Source organism: Bacillus sp. LNXM12-1 (assembly GCF_003004375.1).
In the GTDB taxonomy this organism is placed as follows: Bacteria; Bacillota; Bacilli; order Bacillales; family Bacillaceae; genus Bacillus.
Genome location: NZ_PVWX01000002.1, coordinates 704,575 through 722,037 on the forward strand (window position 1 = coordinate 704,575; position 17,463 = coordinate 722,037).

Here is a 17,463-nt window from a genome sequence, read left to right on the forward strand (position 1 = left end):
CGACTGGGGGATGAGAACGTGTTTAAAATGCGGGATTTGATGTATATCACAGCAGGAACGATACTCACAGGAATCGGACTCACGCGTTTAGCAAGGCAAGAGAAGAAAGACAAAAAAGCAAACGGAATCGATCAAGTGTTAAAGCAGATAAAAGCGCCGCTGTTCCCTGATCGTGAATTTAATGTGGTTCATTATGGTGCAGATGGGAAAGGGATAGAGCTTTCAACAGATGCTATCCAGTCTGCGATTGATGATGCGCACCGTTTGAAAGGGGGACGTGTGCTTATTCCAGAAGGGACGTTTGTGACAGGTGCTCTAGAATTGAAGAGTCATGTAGAGCTGCATTTGCATGAGAAAGCCTATGTGGCATTCAGCCAAGATCCAAAGGATTATCTGCCGATTGTACTGACAAGATATGAAGGGATTGAGCTTTATAATTATTCACCTCTCATTTATGCACACCATGCAGAAAATATCGCCATCACAGGAGCTGGAACGCTTGATGGCAGAGGGGATGAACATCATTGGTGGCCTTGGAAGTATGGCACGAATGGCCAGCCGTCTCAGGACCGGGATCGGCAGCTTCTATTTGAAATGGCTGAAAAGAGGATACCAGTAGAAGAAAGAGTGTTTGGAGAAGGCCATTATTTAAGGTCAAGCTTTATCCAGCCCTACCAATGCCAGCAAGTTCTCATTGAAGGAGTGACAGTGAAGGATTCACCGATGTGGCAAATTCATCCTGTGCTAAGTGAAAATGTCATCGTCCGTGGAGTCCATATCATCGGGCATGGACCAAATACAGATGGTGTTAATCCGGAGTCTTGCCGGAATGTGCTCATTGAAGATTGTTATTTTGATAATGGAGACGATTGTATTGCCATCAAATCTGGCAGAAACGAGGACGGGCGGAGAATAGGGGTTTCATCTGAAAACATTGTCATTCGTAGAAATGAGATGCGTGATGGACACGGCGGAGTGACGATCGGGAGTGAAATCTCTGGCGGGGTCAGGTATGTATATGCAGAGAATAATGTAATGGATAGTCCGAACCTTGACCGGGCACTGCGTATTAAAACCAACTCTGTCAGAGGCGGTACCATTGAACATATTTACTTTAAAAACAACACAGTCAAAAGCTTAAAGCATGAAGTGGTCTGTATCGACATGATGTATGAGGAAGGGGATGCGGGTCCACATCGTCCTGTTGTGCGTCATATTGAAGTAGAAGGACTGAAAAGCAGCGGCGGACGATATGGTGTGAAAATAGCCGCCTACTCACATTCCCCCGTTACACACTTCAACATGAAAAATTGTGTCATAGATCATGTGACGTATCCACTTTCTTTGGAGCATGCAGTATCTCCTTCTTTTCAGAAAGTCGTCATCAATGGGGAACAAATCAATTGATAGATGAGTGAAAAACAGTCTTTTCGGAGGCTGTTTTTCTTTTAGTAAGAACGAAAAAGACGCTTTTAGAAATCACATATACAACCTATCTGCACTGTAGTATAATATTCCCGAAATTAGAAAAGAATTGACGGAAGAGATGACGTCAAGCAGTACATAAACCAGGGGGTTCATTCATGAAAAAGTTAACGGCCATTTGGCTATCGCTATTGCTTGTGATGGGTGTTTTAGCAGGATGTGCAGGTGCTGAGACAGACCATAAAGCAAAGAGTTCACAAAATAACGAAACAGCGGCTGCGGCATTTCCTGTCTCGATTAAAGATGCAGCTGGTAAAACAGTCGAAATCAAAGAGCAGCCTAAGCGTATTGTTTCATTAATTCCAAGTAATACAGAGGTTGCCTATGCGCTTGGTCTTGGCGATAAAATGGTTGGACGATCAGATTTTGACAATTATCCAAAGGAAGTTGAAAAGGTAGAGAAGATTGGCGGACTTGAATTCAATGTCGAGAAGGTCATTTCCTTAAAGCCTGATCTAGTATTAGCTCATGCATCGCAGATGGGATCAAAAGATGGATTTAAACAGCTTGAAGATGCAGGAATTCAAGTACTGACTGTAAATGATGCCACCTCCTTTAAGGATGTGTACAAATCGATCAATTTGATCGGTGAAGCAACAGGTGTAAAAGAAGCATCAACAAAGCTTGTAGATGAGATGAAAACAAAATTGAATGACATCAAGAAACAAGCAGAGGCGATCTCCAAAGACGAACAAAAAACAGTCTTTGTCGAAGTATCAGGTGCGCCTGAAATCTATACAACAGGTACAAATACATTTATGGACGAAATGCTTTCTGTTATCCATGCGAAAAATGCTGCTGGCGATCAAACTGGCTGGGTGCAAATGACAGAAGAAGCGATTATCAAACGAAATCCTGATGTGATCGTCACAATTGATGGTTCCAGCTTAGCTGATCTGAAAAAGAGAGACGGCTGGAATGCGATCAAAGCAGTGAAGGAAAAACAAGTCTTTCAATTGAATACGGATCTCGCATCAAGACCGGGACCGCGATTGGTTGAAGGAGTCGAGGCTCTTGCGAAAAGCATCTATCCTGACACGTTCAAATAAATTCATCATCGCATACACACTAAGTGTTTTACTTCTTGTGGTGAGCATTGGAATGGGAATCTCCTTTGGAAGCTTAGGGATTCCCATTCCTTCTATTCTCCGTATATTTGTTCATGAACTATTCGGGGTGCAGATTGGCACAATAGATTCAATTGATCGCAATATTATGATGAATATCCGGCTGCCGAGAGTGATATTAGCGGCACTAGTCGGAGCAGCGCTGGCGTTATCAGGTGCAGCCTTTCAAGGTTTATTAAAAAATCCTCTCGCTGACCCATATACGCTAGGTGTATCTCAAGGGGCATCAGTTGGAGCCGTCGCGACACTATTTTTCAGCTTGCAGCTCCCTTTGCTCGGCAGTTTCACACTGCCTTTTTTCAGTATGACAACAGCGCTTGTGACCCTATGTCTCGTCCTCTTTTTTGCGCGTCTTGTTCATCGGGGGATGAGCATCTCTTCTTTAATTTTAACAGGGGTGATTTTTAGCTCTTTTTTGAGTGCGCTTATATCATTGATGATTGCTTTAACAGGTGATGATCTAAAAGAGATTATTCATTGGCTTCTCGGCAGTGTGTCCATGAGGGGCTGGCGCTATATTGCGCTTTTCCTTCCTTTCTTTCTTGTGGGGACCTTTGCATTAATGCTGATGGGACGAGATTTGAATGTCATGACGTATGGCGAGGAGAAGGCACAGCTATTAGGTGTACATGTGAAAAGGAGCAAATATATAGTGCTGCTTGCTGGCTCAATTCTGACTGGTAGTGCGGTAGCGGTGTCAGGGACGATCGGATTTGTGGGACTTGTGATTCCGCATTTTATTCGCCTCTTAGCCATCACAGACCACCGGCACCTCCTGCCTTTGTCTATGCTGAACGGCGCTTCCTTTCTCGTCTTAGCAGATGTGTTATCCCGTACGATCATTGAACCGACTGAATTACCGATTGGCATCATTACTGCGTTAATTGGTGCCCCTGTATTCGGCATCATCCTCATCCGTAAATATAGAGGAGGGACACATCTATGATTCAAGTGAAGGAAATCAGAGGTGGATATGGAGAGAAAGAGGTCATACGTGGCATCAGTCTTGAGGTAAAGCAAGGAGAATTTCTCGGTATACTTGGCCCAAATGGAAGCGGGAAGTCGACCTTGCTTAAAATGATTTCTGGGATGCTGGCACCTGAGAGTGGCGAGGTACGCCTGAGCGGTCAATTGGTTCAATCCTACCGTCCAAAGGCGTTTGCGCAAAAAATGGCTGTTCTACCGCAGAAAACGGACCAAGCCTTCTCATTTACAGTGGAAGAAACGGTTCAATTCGGTCGTTACCCATATCAAAAAGGATGGCTGCAATCTGTTACTCGAGAAGATATGCAGGTCGTAAACAAAGTAATGGAACAAACGGATGTTGCACAATTTAAGGATCAATCCATTCATGAGTTGAGCGGGGGAGAACAGCAGCGTGTGTACTTGGCACAGGCATTAGCCCAGCAGCCTGAATATTTATTGCTGGATGAACCAACCAGTTTTCTTGATTTGGCCTATCAAAAAGACTTGCTTGATTTAATTAAAGAAGAGACCACTTCCTCTAGGCTAACGGTGATCGGCGTGTTTCATGATGTGAACATCGCCAGTTTATATTGTGACCGGCTGCTGCTGCTTGATGAAGGAAAGACGGAAATGATAGGACTGCCGCATCACGTCTTGACGCCTGAGCGAATCAACCGTGTGTATGAAACAGAGGTAACACCGCTCCAACACCCGCGAAGAGCAAACCCTCAGCTGATCATTGAGCCTGCGGGGGCTTCTATAGCATCAAATGCAAAGTTAGCGGATGGCTGGAAAACGTATGGCTCAGAAGGAATGACGTTTTCCCTCAAACAGCCGCTCCGCGTCCTTTCCTCACATCAGAAAAGGGGCGGCTTCTTTTGGAAAAGATCTCTCGGAACAGGAACTGAGATACTTCGTGACGAGCTGGATGATCGTGAAGGAATATTGTTTTACGACCAAACGAGTAGACCAAACCAATTTGCTGCTGAAGACACAGAAAACGACATGGTGCTTTACGGCATGCGTCATCAAGAAGAGCTGACCATTTGGCTTGTACTGAAAGAATCTTTATCAGACGGATCGTCTGTTCAGCTCATGGGGCAGCTTGTCCACATGATTAAACAGGAGACGAGCATGTCCATTCATCATCTTTGTATCGCTGCTGCGGGTATGCAGGAAACAGAAGATGATGAGCATTTACATGATAGATTAAAACAGAAAGTGCACCGTCTTCTTTATACATTGAATGCCATTCAAAAGTGAACCAAAGGGTTCGCTTTTTTGTTTATGATGCGATGAAAATCACAGTGCTTTAGTTAAACAAATACATCCTTTTCACTTCAGGTTATACTAAAAGGACAAAGCAATAGACAAGGAGGAACACCGATGAAACTTTATACAAAAACAGGGGATCAAGGCCAAACAGGCTTGATCGGCGGGAGAGCCGATAAAGATGATGTAAGAGTCGAGGCGTACGGCACGTTAGATGAGGCGAATAGCTTCATTGGACTCGCACATGCACATTTACGTCAGCATGGAGAATTGTTTCAAGACATTTTGTCAGAGCTGATTGTGATACAGCACGAGCTCTTTGACTGCGGCGGTGATTTGGCAGCAGTCAAACCACGTAAAGAAGGCAAATTAACTGAAGCATCAGTGGCAGTCCTTGAACAAAGAATGGATATCTATGTAGAAGAAGCCACGCCTCTCACAAAGTTTATTTTACCGGGCGGCCAGGCAGGAGCAGCTCTCTTACATGTGGCGCGGACAGTCGTCAGAAGAGCAGAGAGGCATATTGTGACGCTTGCGAAGCAGGAGGAGATTCCAGCGGTTACACTCACCTATGTGAACCGTCTATCCGACTATTTATTTGCAGCCGCACGAGTCGTGAATCATCGGCTCGGTGAAGCTGATGTTGAATATGAACGAAGCGCAGACGTGTTTCGGTCTACACGCTGAAAAGAAGACAAAGGGCTAAAATAAAGATCATTTTAGCCCTTTGTCAACAATCTGAAGCACTCTTCGAATGAGAAGAGTGCTTTTTTATTAGGTTCTATCGCTTAGTCTGAGCGAAGTTACGACTCTGGTCGCAATGAAAGATCAATCTGCGACACGTTTTGCCAGCTCTCTTTTTTGACTAAAGTAAAAGCAAGGAGCAAGAAAGGAGGCATGAAGATGAAAATAACAAGTAAAACCATCATCGGTTCGATTTTAATGTTTGTCGGTCTATCCATCTTCTTCGGTGGTTCACTAGGAGGGCTGATCCCGATTCTGATTGGGGCATGGCTCATCTATGTAGGTGTAAAGAAATATGAGAAAGGCAGTCAAACCTTCGGTGTCATTCTAGCGGTCATTGGTGTACTGATTGTTGTGCAATCTCTGCCATTTATCCTTGGAATCGCATTGGCTGGGGGGCTTCTCTACTTCGGCTGGACGATGATCAATGGTGAACAGGCAAAAGAATCATCAAGCAGATCATATATGGAGCCAAACACGGCACCGAAAATGGAAGAACCTATTCACACGTCATTTGATCAAGAATGGGAAGACTTTTTAAAGAAAAAATAAGAGGAGGAATATCAAATGGTATTCAGAAGAGTAAGAGATATGTTTGTTGCAACGGTCAATGAAGGCTTAGATAAATTGGAGAATCCGCGTGTCATGCTGAATCAGTACGTTCGTGATATGGAGGACGATATTGCCAAAGCGAAACATGCGATCATCAAACAGCAAACGATTCAACAAGGCTTCCTGCACAAAGCAGAAGAGACAGAAGCATTTGCTGATAAAAGAAAGAAGCAGGCTGAGCTGGCATATCATGCGGGAGAAGAGGAACTTGCACGAAAAGCGCTCACAGAAATGAAGTATTTTGAAGAAAAGCACCAGGAATATCAGGAAGCTTATCAGCACTCTGTGAAACAATTGAAAGAGCTGAAAGAGCAATTGCAGCAGTTAGAAACGAAGCTGCGTGATATTAAAGACAAGAAGCAGGCTCTGATTGCAAGAGCAAATGCTGCACAGGCAAAGCAGCATATGAACGAATCCATGAACAAAGTAGACAGTGAAAGTGCATATAAGGAATTTCTTCGAATGGAGAACCGTATCGAAGAAATGGAGACAAAAGCGGGCAGCTATGCACAATTTGCCGATCAAGGAGCATATGCTCATCTAGACTATGCGGATGAGGTTGAAAAAGAATGGCAGAAGCTCAAGCTGGAGAAGAAGCCTGAGCAGCAAGCAAACTAAGGAATCGATGTCAGATCGGAAGAAAAGCAGGATTTTTCTTCCGATATTTGATTTCTTTCTGTTTCGCTTTTACTTATAATGAAAAGGTCAGAAGATAAAAGGATGGTACGAATGAAGCGGTTAATCGGTCTAATTTGTATACTTGTAGGTGTCTTTTTAATGATTGGGATGCTTTTCAAAAATGAAGATCTCTTTCATTTGAGTTTCTCCCGTGAAAAAGCAGTCACAACAGCTTCAGCGAAAAAAGATGAAATTGATCAATTAGATATCTCTCTTTCTGGGTTTCGCGTGAAGGTAAAGCCTGAAAATCGTTCCGATATTTCCGTGATTGTCGTTAATGGGAAAGGGAAAATGTATGCGGACCAAACAGGCAGTACATTCAACGTCCGTGCTGAAAATAAAGGATTCTTGTTTTTCTCCTCATTTGAAAAAGGAGAACTCTTAGTCAAAATTCCAACAGATTATCATAAAAATGTGAAGATTACGGGTGGAAGCGGGGTCAGCGAGATGGATGGCGAAGGGAAGCTGTCTCTTCAAGATGTGACGCTCAAATCAACAAGCGGAAACCTCAAAGCCGAGAATTTCTCAGCAAAAAATGTAGAAATCAAAGCGACATCGGGCAGACTCTCCGTGTCTCACATCGATGCGAAAAATAGTGATATTGGGGCAACCTCGGGACGTGCCGATATTAAAGATGTCAAAGGGGAGCTGCAACTAGGCATGACAAGCGGTAGATTAACGGCAAGTTTTGATACCATTGCGTCACCTGTCTCCTTTCATATGACATCAGGCAGTGCCAAATTTAATTTACCGGATGAAGGAGATTTCAATGTCCGGGTGAAAAAAACAAGTGGAAGTGTCGATCACTCCTATCACTTTGATCAAGCGGATAGTGAAGGACGAGGCTTTACAGGCACGCGGGGAAAAGGAACACACTTAGTCGATATTGAAATGACAAGTGGAAACTTAAAGCTGCGGTAATGAATGGAAGAAAGGAAGGAGGCGAGTCAACTGCGTTTTTCAAGGAATCAAATTTTAGGCATCATTGTCGTGATTTTTGGTATTAATCTATTTCTCAAAATTATTGGGATCGGAGCCGATTTGTTTTGGCCTGTGTTTTTTGCGCTGGCTGGCTATTGGCTGCACTCAAGATCCAAACGTTGGCTCGGTTCAGTTTCCTATATTTTTGCCGGCTTTCTCTTTTTAAAATTTCTGCTCAATATTACATTTAGTCTCACAGGATATTTATTTGCGGCCTTTTTGATATATGCCGGCTATCGTTTATTGAAAAACAAACCCGTTTTTGATGTCGATAAAAAGGAAGCATCGGACGATGGAAAGCCTTCACTGAAAGTCAATCTTGAAAAAGAGGGCGACCAAAAGAAAACAAAGAGCCAGACAAAGCCGCGCAAAGAGCATGACTTTTTTATCGGTGAGGTCAGGCTGATGAAAAAGCCGTTTCAATTAAGTGATTTGACGATTTCAGGGTTTATCGGGGATGTCAAAATCGACTTATCAAAGGCCATTATCGCAGAAGAAGAGAGCACGATCGTGATTAGCGGGCTCATCGGAGATGTGGATATTTACGTACCGCAGGATATTGAAGTATGTGTGAGTGCTTCAGCTGCAATTGGTGATATGAAAATTATTGATGAAAAAAGAAGCGGATTCGGCAGTAAAGTGTATGTGATGACCAACAATTACGATGAGAGCAAACGAAAAGTGAAAATCTCCATCTCTTTACTGATTGGAGATGTGGATGTGAGATACTTATGAGGAAACTCCATCTAGGTATCCAGTGGCAATCTATTCGTCTTGGAGTAGGGATCTCGCTTGGTGTTGTCATCATGACGATGCTGCCCATGTTTTTTTATTATCAGCTTGATCCGATGATTCTCCTCTCTACCCGCTGGTTCGGCATTCCGTTTTTTTGTATTTTACTGATCATTAGTCTTGTCATTGGGGTTTCTGCCTCGCATGTATTTGGCTATCAGCATAAGAAGCGTCTCGATCAGCTTGTAGAGTCGATTTTAAAGTTTGAAAATGGGAACTTTGCATACAGGCTGCCGTCTCTTGGCGACGATGAAATTGGCTTAGCGGCAGATCAATTAAATGAAATGGCGAAACGAGTTGAAGGGCAAGTAGCTTCTTTGCAAAAGCTCTCGAATGAACGGGCTGAATGGCAGGTGCAAATGAAGAAATCCGTCGTTTCAGAAGAACGTCAGCGTCTAGCACGAGAACTGCATGATGCGGTTAGCCAGCAGTTGTTTGCGATTTCGATGATGACCTCTGCGATTCTTGAAGGCATGAAGGAAAAGGATGAAAAGATTTTAAAGCAAATGCGCCTAGTCGAACGAATGGCTGGCGATGCACAAAATGAAATGCGTGCGCTTTTGCTTCATCTAAGACCGATCACCCTTGAAGGAAAAGACTTGAAAAAAGGCTTGATTGAACTCCTAAATGAATTTCAAGCAAAGCAGCCGATTGATATTGATTGGGAAATAGAAGATGATGTTCCGCTGTCTAAAGGAGTAGAGGATCACCTCTTCCGAATTGTACAGGAAGCCCTATCAAATGTGTTCAGGCATGCAAAGGCGACAAAGGTGACGGTACGTCTGCTCATTCGAAATCGGCAGGTGCAGCTGAAGATTATCGACAATGGGATCGGTTTTCAAACAGATCATGTGAAGACAGCTTCCTACGGACTTGAATCGATTCGCGAAAGAACAAGTGAAGTAGGCGGTGTCGCAGAGATTATGTCATTTGAGGGAAAAGGAACACAAATCGATGTGAAGGTCCCCATTTTTGATGAAGGAAAAGGAGAGAACGTTCGATGATTCGAGTACTTTTAATCGACGATCACGAAATGGTGAGAATGGGGCTTGCTGCCTTTTTAGAGGCGCAGGCTGATATTGAAGTCATTGGTGAAGCGTCAGATGGACAAAAAGGTGTAGAGCTTGCGGTTGAATTAAAGCCAGATGTGATTTTAATGGATCTTGTCATGGAAGGAATGGATGGCATTGAAGCAACGAAAAGAATTTGTCAGGAAATTGAAGATGCTCGAATTATCGTTCTGACGAGCTTTATTGACGATGATAAAGTCTATCCAGTGATTGAGGCAGGTGCTTTAAGCTATTTATTAAAAACATCCAAGGCAGGAGAAATTGCGGATGCCATTCGGTCTGCAAGTATCGGCGAACCAAGACTTGAATCAAAAGTGGCTGGAAAGGTCATGAATAAACTCCGTCATTCCTCAAATGGATCGATCCTTCATGATGCATTAACAGCAAGAGAAATGGAAATCTTGAAGCTGATTGCGGATGGAAAATCGAATAAGGTCATTGCTGAGGAACTATTTATTACAATTAAAACAGTGAAGACACACATTACCAACATTCTTTCCAAACTCGATGTAGAAGACCGGACGCAAGCGGCTGTGTATGCGCATCGTCATAAGCTGATTCAATAAAATAAAAAAACAGCTTTCAAATGAAAGCTGCTAGAACATGCGTAAAATTAGTCCTTCTGTCCTGTGATCGGACGTTCGGATAGTTGATGGAGCTCAGGAACTGGAAAAGCCTCCTGCTCCTCGGCCGATTTGTCTTCTAGGGCTTTCTTCATCTCGGATAATAGCTGTACGCTCTCCTTTGCCACTGCTGCTTTTTTCTCCTGCAAACCAATGATCTGTGAAAGTCCGACGAATAAACCGCCTCCAATAAGAAGGAGCGCAGGGGTTTGTCCATAATAAATCACGATCAAAAATGTGCTCGAAAAGCTGTCGGCTTCAATGAAGAAATCTTCTTTTGATTGCATGAATACAACGACTAACAGGAGTATTCCTAGAATCAAAAATAGAATGCCGGCCGAAAGTAAAGCTCGTTTCATGATTGACACCCTTTTTTTCTTACCATTTTAACATACTCTATCAGGATTGTGTTGCGCCCTTAGTCCCGAAGTCACGGATTTTCACATTTGCTTTGTAACGAATATCTGATTCACTAAAAATCTCATCCCAATGTTTTGCTTCTTTTCGAAAGTCCTTTGGGTAGGCAATACTCGCCTTTTGATAAAACCCGCAAATATCTGCTTTAATCTCATGCTGTAATTCTCCGATGAAATCCTTTACGTTTTTCTCTAATCGACGCTTGACAACGCCTTCAATTTCTCTGAGATACTTTTCATTAAAAGCGTTTTCGCGTTCATTCCAATCCTCAGACAATCGCCCATCAAGATCCACTGACACATCAAATTGATATTTTCCACTGGCTGATTTATGGGTTTTGATATGGTGCTTGATTTTGAAAATCTCAAAAGAGTAGAGGCTGTGATCATATTCAAATTGTATGACTCCGCCTTCTCCGTCCCCAGTTAACAAATTGTATGACTCCACTGCTGACGGAGAGATATTGGTGAGAAATCGTCTATTCTTAATAATAGAGGCACCGTCGATCATTAATTTTCCTTGATCGACGCTGACTTTCGGAAGAGCAAAGGATACATTGTTTTGCATGGCAGAAGAAATATCTCCTAATGAGACCGTCTTGAACATGGAAATGGTCGTTTTTCTGTTTTCTGAAAGATCGTATAAGGTCGAAGAGGCTGGCTGTCCGTCGTCATTGATTTTCAGCATGTCCCCAGGTTTCTCAGAGGTCATAAAGACGAGGCTGCCTCTCCGCGTTTCATTGTCTCGAATGAATTGATTAATGACGAGGTCAAAATTATTCTCATTGATGAGCTCCTCAGAAAATAAATACACCCTTAGCTGCTGCGCAAAAATGCGGTGGCTTTTCAGCGCCGTTGTGCGGAAAATTTGATGCATAGAATCCCCGCTTGTTTCAATGATTTTCGTAGGGTCTTTGATGCTTGCTTCCTGATCGATCTTTTGAGGAACGAGGACTTGCATAGACAGCTTTAATTTATGTCCTTGGTCCCCTTTATCTACTGCAAACCCAATCGCCATGTTGAGCTCCTCAATATTTGTACTATCCCAGCAACCACTTAATAGAACCAGCATCAAAAGAGCACAAGCTGCCTTCTTTTTCATGCTGTTTTCCGCCTCCTTTTGAAAAAAACGATTATAAATAAGAGAAACGGGAGAATGCCGAACAGCAGGAAAAAGAGGTTGTTCACATAGGTTAAATAATCTCGCACTGTATCGACATCCTTTGGGAAAATCGCTGCAAAGTAAATGACAATTCCCATTAGAGCGACGACTACCTTTTTAGGAAAATTGGTCAGTCTGGATACCCCGATTGCGGCAAAAAATGTATATCCGACAAAGCTTGTATACAGCTGAACCAGCCAAACGATAAGCAAAAATGATTCAATTCGTTCAATAAAAATCCCCTGAATATCAAACGATTGGAATAAGGCAATGGTCGGCCAAGTCAAAGTCGCCGTTTCTTTGACCGTCAGCGCACCTATCACAAGAATATAAGTGAAAATATAAATAATCGCAGGAATCAAAAAGCCGACTGTTCCATAAGCAAAAGTGTGTTTTTGCGTGTTCATATAAGCAGGCATAAACAGCATCATTTCAATGCCGACAAACGATATGGCTGATGCATTAAAGGAATTGAAGACAGGGGAGAACCCCTCTCCTAAAACGGGCCGGAGGTTATCTAACTTAAATTCTTGCAAGCTAAGTCCGTAAGCGACAAATAAGATGATGAGCGTCACAATCAAAATAAAAGGAAAAAGCCTGGCTAAATCACCAATCCCGCCAATCACAAGATAAAAACCAACTATAATAAAGCTGATCATTGTCACCGCTACAGGCGTGTTTTGAAGCAAAAAGAATTTCACCATTTCCGACATCGCTCGTACTTCATAGCTGGCGACGCCAAGAAAATAAATAATAATCAAGAGGTTGGCAAGAGCGCCAATCCATTTTCCAAGCCCCTCGTTCGTATAATCATAATAAGAGGAGAAGGGGACTTTTTTCATCATGAGGACATTTGCAAAAATAAACACAATGTAAATGACACTCATGAGTAAGAGTGCAATCCAGCCGTCAGGTGTAGCCGCAGCCTGAGCCATTGATCTTGGCAGAATCATCATACTTGCGCCTAGTGTTGTATTGGCAATAATGGCACTTGCCTGATAGCTGGTAATCGACTCTTTATGATTGACCATGTCGTTCTCCTTTCTGTTGATTTTTTAAAGGCAATCGAATAATGGAATTGTCTTCGTTTTTATAGCTGAACACAAAATCTGGTGAGAAATAAGGCGTGCCAAAACTTTTTTGTCGCGTGAGATGAGTAAGGAGTACAAGCATAAACAGCACAATCCCATATAAACCAAAGGTAGCCGCAGTAAACATGGACACAAAGCGGAGCACGCGAAAGGACATGCCCATCCCATATTGAGGAACAGTAAAGGATGCAAGTGCAATGACACTAACGATAATCACCATGATTGAGCTGACAATATGTGCCTGAACGGCAGCCTGTCCAATGACAACCCCGCCAACAAGTCCGATCGTTTGACCGAGCGGGTTTGGCAGCCTTAAGCCAGCTTCCCGCAGCAGCTCAATGGTTATCTCCATGATGAGTGCCTCGACAATGGGTGAAAACGGGACATTTTCCCTTGTGCTCGAGATTGTAATAGCCAAAGTGGTTGGCAAAAGACCTTGATGGAACGACACAAGCGCAATATAAATGGCTGATAAAAATAACGTCAGAAAGATCGAGGTAAATCTCAGCAAACGAATAAGAGAGGCGGCGATCCATCTTTCATAATAATCATCGGGTGATTGCATAATCGTCGCAAGGGATGCAGGTACAATTAACACAAAAGGTGAATGATCGACAAAGATGGCGACCCGGCCATTATTTAAAGCAGATGCCACTTTATCCGGCCGTTCTGTGTTTTGAATTTGCGGGAAAGGAGAATACACATTGTCTTCAATGAGCTCCTCAAGAACACCAGAGTCCTGTATATCATCAATGGTGACTTGCTTGAGCCGTTTTTTGACTTCCTTTAAAACAGGCACTTGAACGATACCGTCGATGTACATGATGGTCACCTGAGTGTATTTCTGTAGACCAATCTTCATATCGACGGTTTTGAGATCAGGATTTTTCAAGCGCTGTCTTACAAGCGCTAAATTCGTATTTAAATCTTCAATAAAGCCAATTTTTGGTCCTCTCACGACTGTTTCAGAGGTAGCATCCCCTAAACTGCGTTTCTTCGTTCCATGCGTTTCTAAAATATACGCATGCTGAAATCCATTAATGAGCACCACGCAATGCCCTTCAAAAATCGCATCGACCAATTGTTCAGAGGTCTTCACCGAACGTGTAGTCATCATCGATAAATTGGATTCCAGCTTCTCTTTTGTGAGAGACGTATGATCTTGGAGAAGCAGCTTCAAAAAGGTTTGAATCTCCATCTTTTCGTTCATTTCTTTTATGTATAAATAGTAAACAACTTGCCCGTGAGGCAGCGTTTTTTTCTCATGAACCAAATCGTCCATTTCCTTTAATTGCGGGAGAATGACGGAGAGATTATCGTATAAGTGCTCTTTCAATGGAGTCTGATTCAAAAGGATCACCCGCCTCAATAACTTTTTCTTAGCATTACCTGCTTGAAAAAACAATATTCTGTGTTACATTATTTTGTGGTAAAAGAAAGAATGAGGGTTTTGGAGGAAACAAGATGGCACAAATTCGTTTAGCAGGAACAAAAGAGGAGATTGACCGTATTCTACAGTCGTTTGACAAGCATTATGAAGTGACATATACATCAAAGGATTACGGAAAAACGAACCCAAAATACAAATATTCGAAAGATGTCCGCGTTTATATTGAACTAAAATTAAAATAAAGATAAAATTTTAATTGAAAACGCTTAAAGGATTTTGGTTTTTTGTATAGAATAGAGTTGAGTGATGAGAAGCTATGGAGGGATACATAATGACGGAATTTAGAATCGAAAAAGATACAATGGGCGAAATCAAGGTGCCAAAGGACAAGTTCTGGGGTGCACAAACACAACGAAGCAAAGAAAATTTCAAAATCGGTTCTGAGAAAATGCCAAAGGAAGTTGTGAATGCGTTTGCAATTTTGAAACGTAGCACAGCGATTGCCAACGAACGTCTTGGCAACCTTGAGAGCGAAAAAGCAGAAGCAATTGCTGCTGTATGTGATGACATCATCAGCGGAAAGTATGACGAGCATTTCCCGCTTGTTGTATGGCAGACAGGCAGTGGAACACAAAGTAACATGAATATGAACGAAGTTGTTGCAAATAGAGCAACTGCTTACTTGAAAGATAAAAATAGTGAGTTCAGCATTCATCCGAATGATGATGTCAACCGCAGCCAAAGCTCAAACGACACATTCCCAACTGCTATGCACGTGGCAGCTGTTTTAGCTGTGTATAAAAAATTATTGCCGGCGATTGATCAATTAAGAGCCACTCTTGATGAGAAAGCAAAAGCGTATCAAGAGATTGTTAAAATCGGTCGTACGCACTTGCAAGACGCAACACCACTGACAGTAGGTCAAGAGATTAGCGGCTGGGTGTACATGCTGGATCGTTCAAAAGAAATGATCCTAGAATCAACTGAAAAAATGAGAGAGCTTGCGATTGGCGGAACAGCTGTTGGTACAGGGATTAACGCACATCCTGAGTTCGGACAATATGTCGCTGAGGAAATCAGCCAACTGACAGGTCAAACATTCAATTCTTCACCAAACAAATTCCATGCGCTGACAAGCCATGATGAAATTACGTATGCACACGGTGCCCTAAAAGCACTTGCAGCTGATTTAATGAAAATTGCCAATGATGTGAGATGGCTGGCAAGTGGTCCGCGCTGCGGAATTGGTGAATTGATCATTCCTGAAAATGAACCAGGAAGCTCAATTATGCCAGGTAAAGTCAACCCAACTCAAAGTGAAGCTTTAACAATGATTGCAGCACAAATCATGGGGAATGATGCAACAATCGGTTTTGCCGCTAGCCAAGGAAACTTTGAGCTGAACGTATTTAAGCCGGTCATCATTTATAACTTCTTACAATCAGTTGAATTACTTGCTGACGGCATGAACTCATTCCATGACAAGTGTGCAGTTGGAATTGAACCAAACCTAGAAACAATCGAGAAAAACTTGAACAATTCATTGATGCTTGTGACGGCACTCAACCCGCACATCGGATATGAAAATGCAGCGAAAATTGCAAAGCTTGCTCACAAAGAAGGATTAACGTTAAAAGAAGCAGCACTTCAATTAGAGCTGTTAACAGAAGAGCAGTTTGAAGAGTTTGTGAAACCAGAAGAAATGGTGACACCGAAAGCAAAATAAAAACCAGGGGCGGCTGCCCTTGGTTTTTTTCATTGAACGTGATGTGGACAAAAATGAAACCCAGGTTCTGCCTTGGGTTCTACAAATGATCCTCTTTCAAAATACGCAAAAGTGACTCAGATACGGATTGGAGCGGTGCGAACAATTTCAGTTGATGCAGCATACCTTTCACGATGACTTGTCTAGGTTTTTGTTTGTTTAATTCATTTTCTAGAATGCCGAGTGCTTCAAATAAATCAGGCTCGTCTTTCACTTCATAGTGTGCTTCAGCTTGCTCTCTTAATTCTTTTAAAAGAGATTCTGTCAGCGGGTCGAATGACCGTTCATAAATAGGACCAAACCAATCGCTCGCTTGATCTACAGAGATGAGCGGAAGATCATGTCGCGCCATCATACCGCCCATCAAATCATCGATACGGTGAATCATCGTTGCGGCTAGCTCCTCAGCCTCCAGCTGAAAATCATATAAAATCGCAAGCTCGAAATAAACGTGGCTCATGCCCTCAATTGTCAAACAAAGATCAGCCATATAAGGAATCGCTGCATCTCCATATACCTGCTTAATGTTATCAATGTGAAGCTGAATGGTGGCAAGTCTGATTTGTTTTGCGAGCTGCTGCGTTTCTTCATTCATTGGCAGTGCTCGATCGCTCAGCTGCATTTTAATAAAATCCTTTTGCTGCAAAATATTATCGTAGTAGACAGTAAGCTGCTTGCGGTAGGCTTCCTTTGGTGTGCCGCCCTCTGTTTGAACCTCGTGGATCCGGGTAAATACCTTATCGTAATAGTAATGTAAGATTGAAATGAGCAGTGCTTCCTTTGATTTAAAATAAAGATAAAAAGCACCCTTTGACATGTGGCATTCATCCGCAATTTCCTGAACAGACGTTGTATTGTAGCCTTTACTGGCAAACAATTTCATGCCAGCCTCAATGATCATTTTCTCTTTCTTTTTCAATATGAATGTCATCCTTTCTTACCGAGAGACAAATGTCTTAGGAAACGTGCGCAAAGAGATGTGACTTATCGGTCATAAACGACGAAAGTTTTCAAAAATTAATCAGATTGTAACTTGTTTTTTACAGTGTAATTCTTTATATTATAAAGTAAGGTGACCAACTGGTCAAAAAATGTGAAAGGATGATGTTCCATGAGAGAAATCGATGATATGATAAGACGCTTGCGAACAAAAGGAATTCAAGTAGAAAAAGTCAAAATGCCGAAAGAGACAACCATTGAAAAGAAATGGATGTATCAAGCTGGCAAGAAAATCAAAGCCACATACCGTGATTTCAATGGGTATTCATTCATCTAAAAAAGACTGCGGT

At 42.4% G+C, this 17,463-nt stretch carries 19 protein-coding genes; 14 read left to right on the forward strand and 5 right to left on the reverse strand.

Annotated elements, in window-relative coordinates:
* Positions 1-18: 18 nt before the first annotated feature.
* From C6Y07_RS11030 to liaR, 11 genes are all read left to right on the forward strand, one after another.
* Positions 19-1,407 (forward strand): glycoside hydrolase family 28 protein, encoded by a 1,389-nt coding sequence (locus C6Y07_RS11030; RefSeq protein WP_060597283.1) that lies wholly within the window; start codon positions 19-21, stop codon positions 1,405-1,407.
* 176 nt (positions 1,408-1,583) lie between these two features.
* Positions 1,584-2,534, forward strand: coding sequence for an ABC transporter substrate-binding protein (locus C6Y07_RS11035; RefSeq protein ID WP_060597282.1), 951 nt, complete (start codon positions 1,584-1,586; stop codon positions 2,532-2,534).
* A complete protein-coding gene (locus C6Y07_RS11040) occupies positions 2,500-3,558 on the forward strand; it encodes a FecCD family ABC transporter permease (protein WP_060597281.1) in 1,059 nt (352 codons plus the stop codon). The genes C6Y07_RS11035 and C6Y07_RS11040 overlap by 35 nt, the downstream gene beginning before the upstream one ends.
* On the forward strand, positions 3,555-4,841 hold the full coding sequence (locus C6Y07_RS11045; protein ID WP_106036527.1) for a heme ABC transporter ATP-binding protein: 1,287 nt from the start codon (positions 3,555-3,557) through the stop codon (positions 4,839-4,841). Before C6Y07_RS11040 ends, C6Y07_RS11045 begins: the two co-directional genes overlap by 4 nt.
* A gap of 123 nt (positions 4,842-4,964) precedes the next feature.
* Positions 4,965-5,537, forward strand: coding sequence for a cob(I)yrinic acid a,c-diamide adenosyltransferase (locus C6Y07_RS11050; RefSeq protein ID WP_060597279.1), 573 nt, complete (start codon positions 4,965-4,967; stop codon positions 5,535-5,537).
* A 216-nt stretch (positions 5,538-5,753) separates the two neighbouring features.
* Positions 5,754-6,146, forward strand: coding sequence for a membrane protein (locus C6Y07_RS11055; protein WP_034659942.1), 393 nt, complete (start codon positions 5,754-5,756; stop codon positions 6,144-6,146).
* Between the two features lie 15 nt (positions 6,147-6,161).
* Complete coding sequence (gene liaH, locus C6Y07_RS11060; RefSeq protein WP_060597278.1) at positions 6,162-6,824, forward strand: stress responsive protein LiaH; 663 nt, start codon at positions 6,162-6,164, stop codon at positions 6,822-6,824.
* Between the two features lie 111 nt (positions 6,825-6,935).
* Entirely contained in the window at positions 6,936-7,805 is an 870-nt protein-coding gene (gene liaG / locus C6Y07_RS11065) for a LiaG family protein (RefSeq protein ID WP_060597277.1), read from the forward strand.
* A gap of 3 nt (positions 7,806-7,808) precedes the next feature.
* A complete protein-coding gene (liaF, locus tag C6Y07_RS11070; protein WP_181185435.1) occupies positions 7,809-8,600 on the forward strand; it encodes a cell wall-active antibiotics response protein LiaF in 792 nt (263 codons plus the stop codon).
* The gene (gene liaS, locus C6Y07_RS11075) at positions 8,597-9,661 is read left to right on the forward strand and encodes a two-component system sensor histidine kinase LiaS (protein WP_034659938.1); all 1,065 of its coding nucleotides are present in this window, start codon (positions 8,597-8,599) and stop codon (positions 9,659-9,661) included. The genes liaF and liaS overlap by 4 nt, the downstream gene beginning before the upstream one ends.
* Positions 9,658-10,293 (forward strand): two-component system response regulator LiaR, encoded by a 636-nt coding sequence (gene liaR / locus C6Y07_RS11080; protein ID WP_034659937.1) that lies wholly within the window; start codon positions 9,658-9,660, stop codon positions 10,291-10,293. The genes liaS and liaR overlap by 4 nt, the downstream gene beginning before the upstream one ends.
* A 47-nt stretch (positions 10,294-10,340) precedes the next feature.
* Here liaR and C6Y07_RS11085 read toward each other — a convergent pair whose 3' ends face one another.
* The 4 genes from C6Y07_RS11085 to C6Y07_RS11100 are packed head-to-tail and all read right to left on the reverse strand — an operon-like array spanning position 10,341 to position 14,370.
* A complete protein-coding gene (locus tag C6Y07_RS11085; protein WP_034659936.1) occupies positions 10,341-10,709 on the reverse strand; it encodes a hypothetical protein in 369 nt (122 codons plus the stop codon).
* Between the two features lie 40 nt (positions 10,710-10,749).
* Complete coding sequence (locus tag C6Y07_RS11090) at positions 10,750-11,868, reverse strand: Ger(x)C family spore germination protein (protein ID WP_060597276.1); 1,119 nt, start codon at positions 11,866-11,868, stop codon at positions 10,750-10,752.
* A complete protein-coding gene (locus C6Y07_RS11095) occupies positions 11,865-12,959 on the reverse strand; it encodes a GerAB/ArcD/ProY family transporter (protein ID WP_106156679.1) in 1,095 nt (364 codons plus the stop codon). Before C6Y07_RS11095 ends, C6Y07_RS11090 begins: the two co-directional genes overlap by 4 nt.
* A complete protein-coding gene (locus C6Y07_RS11100) occupies positions 12,946-14,370 on the reverse strand; it encodes a spore germination protein (RefSeq protein WP_060597274.1) in 1,425 nt (474 codons plus the stop codon). Before C6Y07_RS11100 ends, C6Y07_RS11095 begins: the two co-directional genes overlap by 14 nt.
* 113 nt (positions 14,371-14,483) lie before the next feature.
* Here C6Y07_RS11100 and C6Y07_RS11105 point away from each other — a divergent pair, with 113 nt between their 5' ends.
* Complete coding sequence (locus C6Y07_RS11105) at positions 14,484-14,651, forward strand: YvzF family protein (RefSeq protein WP_003213147.1); 168 nt, start codon at positions 14,484-14,486, stop codon at positions 14,649-14,651.
* A gap of 89 nt (positions 14,652-14,740) precedes the next feature.
* Positions 14,741-16,135 (forward strand): class II fumarate hydratase, encoded by a 1,395-nt coding sequence (gene fumC / locus C6Y07_RS11110; RefSeq protein WP_034659931.1) that lies wholly within the window; start codon positions 14,741-14,743, stop codon positions 16,133-16,135.
* A 79-nt stretch (positions 16,136-16,214) separates the two neighbouring features.
* On the opposite strand, the gene C6Y07_RS11115 is transcribed toward fumC, so the two are convergent.
* On the reverse strand, positions 16,215-17,093 hold the full coding sequence (locus C6Y07_RS11115) for a TetR/AcrR family transcriptional regulator (protein ID WP_050944099.1): 879 nt from the start codon (positions 17,091-17,093) through the stop codon (positions 16,215-16,217).
* Positions 17,094-17,285: 192 nt separating this feature from the next.
* On the opposite strand from C6Y07_RS11115, the gene spxO reads away from it, so the two are divergent.
* The gene (gene spxO, locus C6Y07_RS18935; protein ID WP_003212782.1) at positions 17,286-17,450 is read left to right on the forward strand and encodes an anti-adapter protein SpxO; all 165 of its coding nucleotides are present in this window, start codon (positions 17,286-17,288) and stop codon (positions 17,448-17,450) included.
* Positions 17,451-17,463 lie beyond the last annotated feature (13 nt).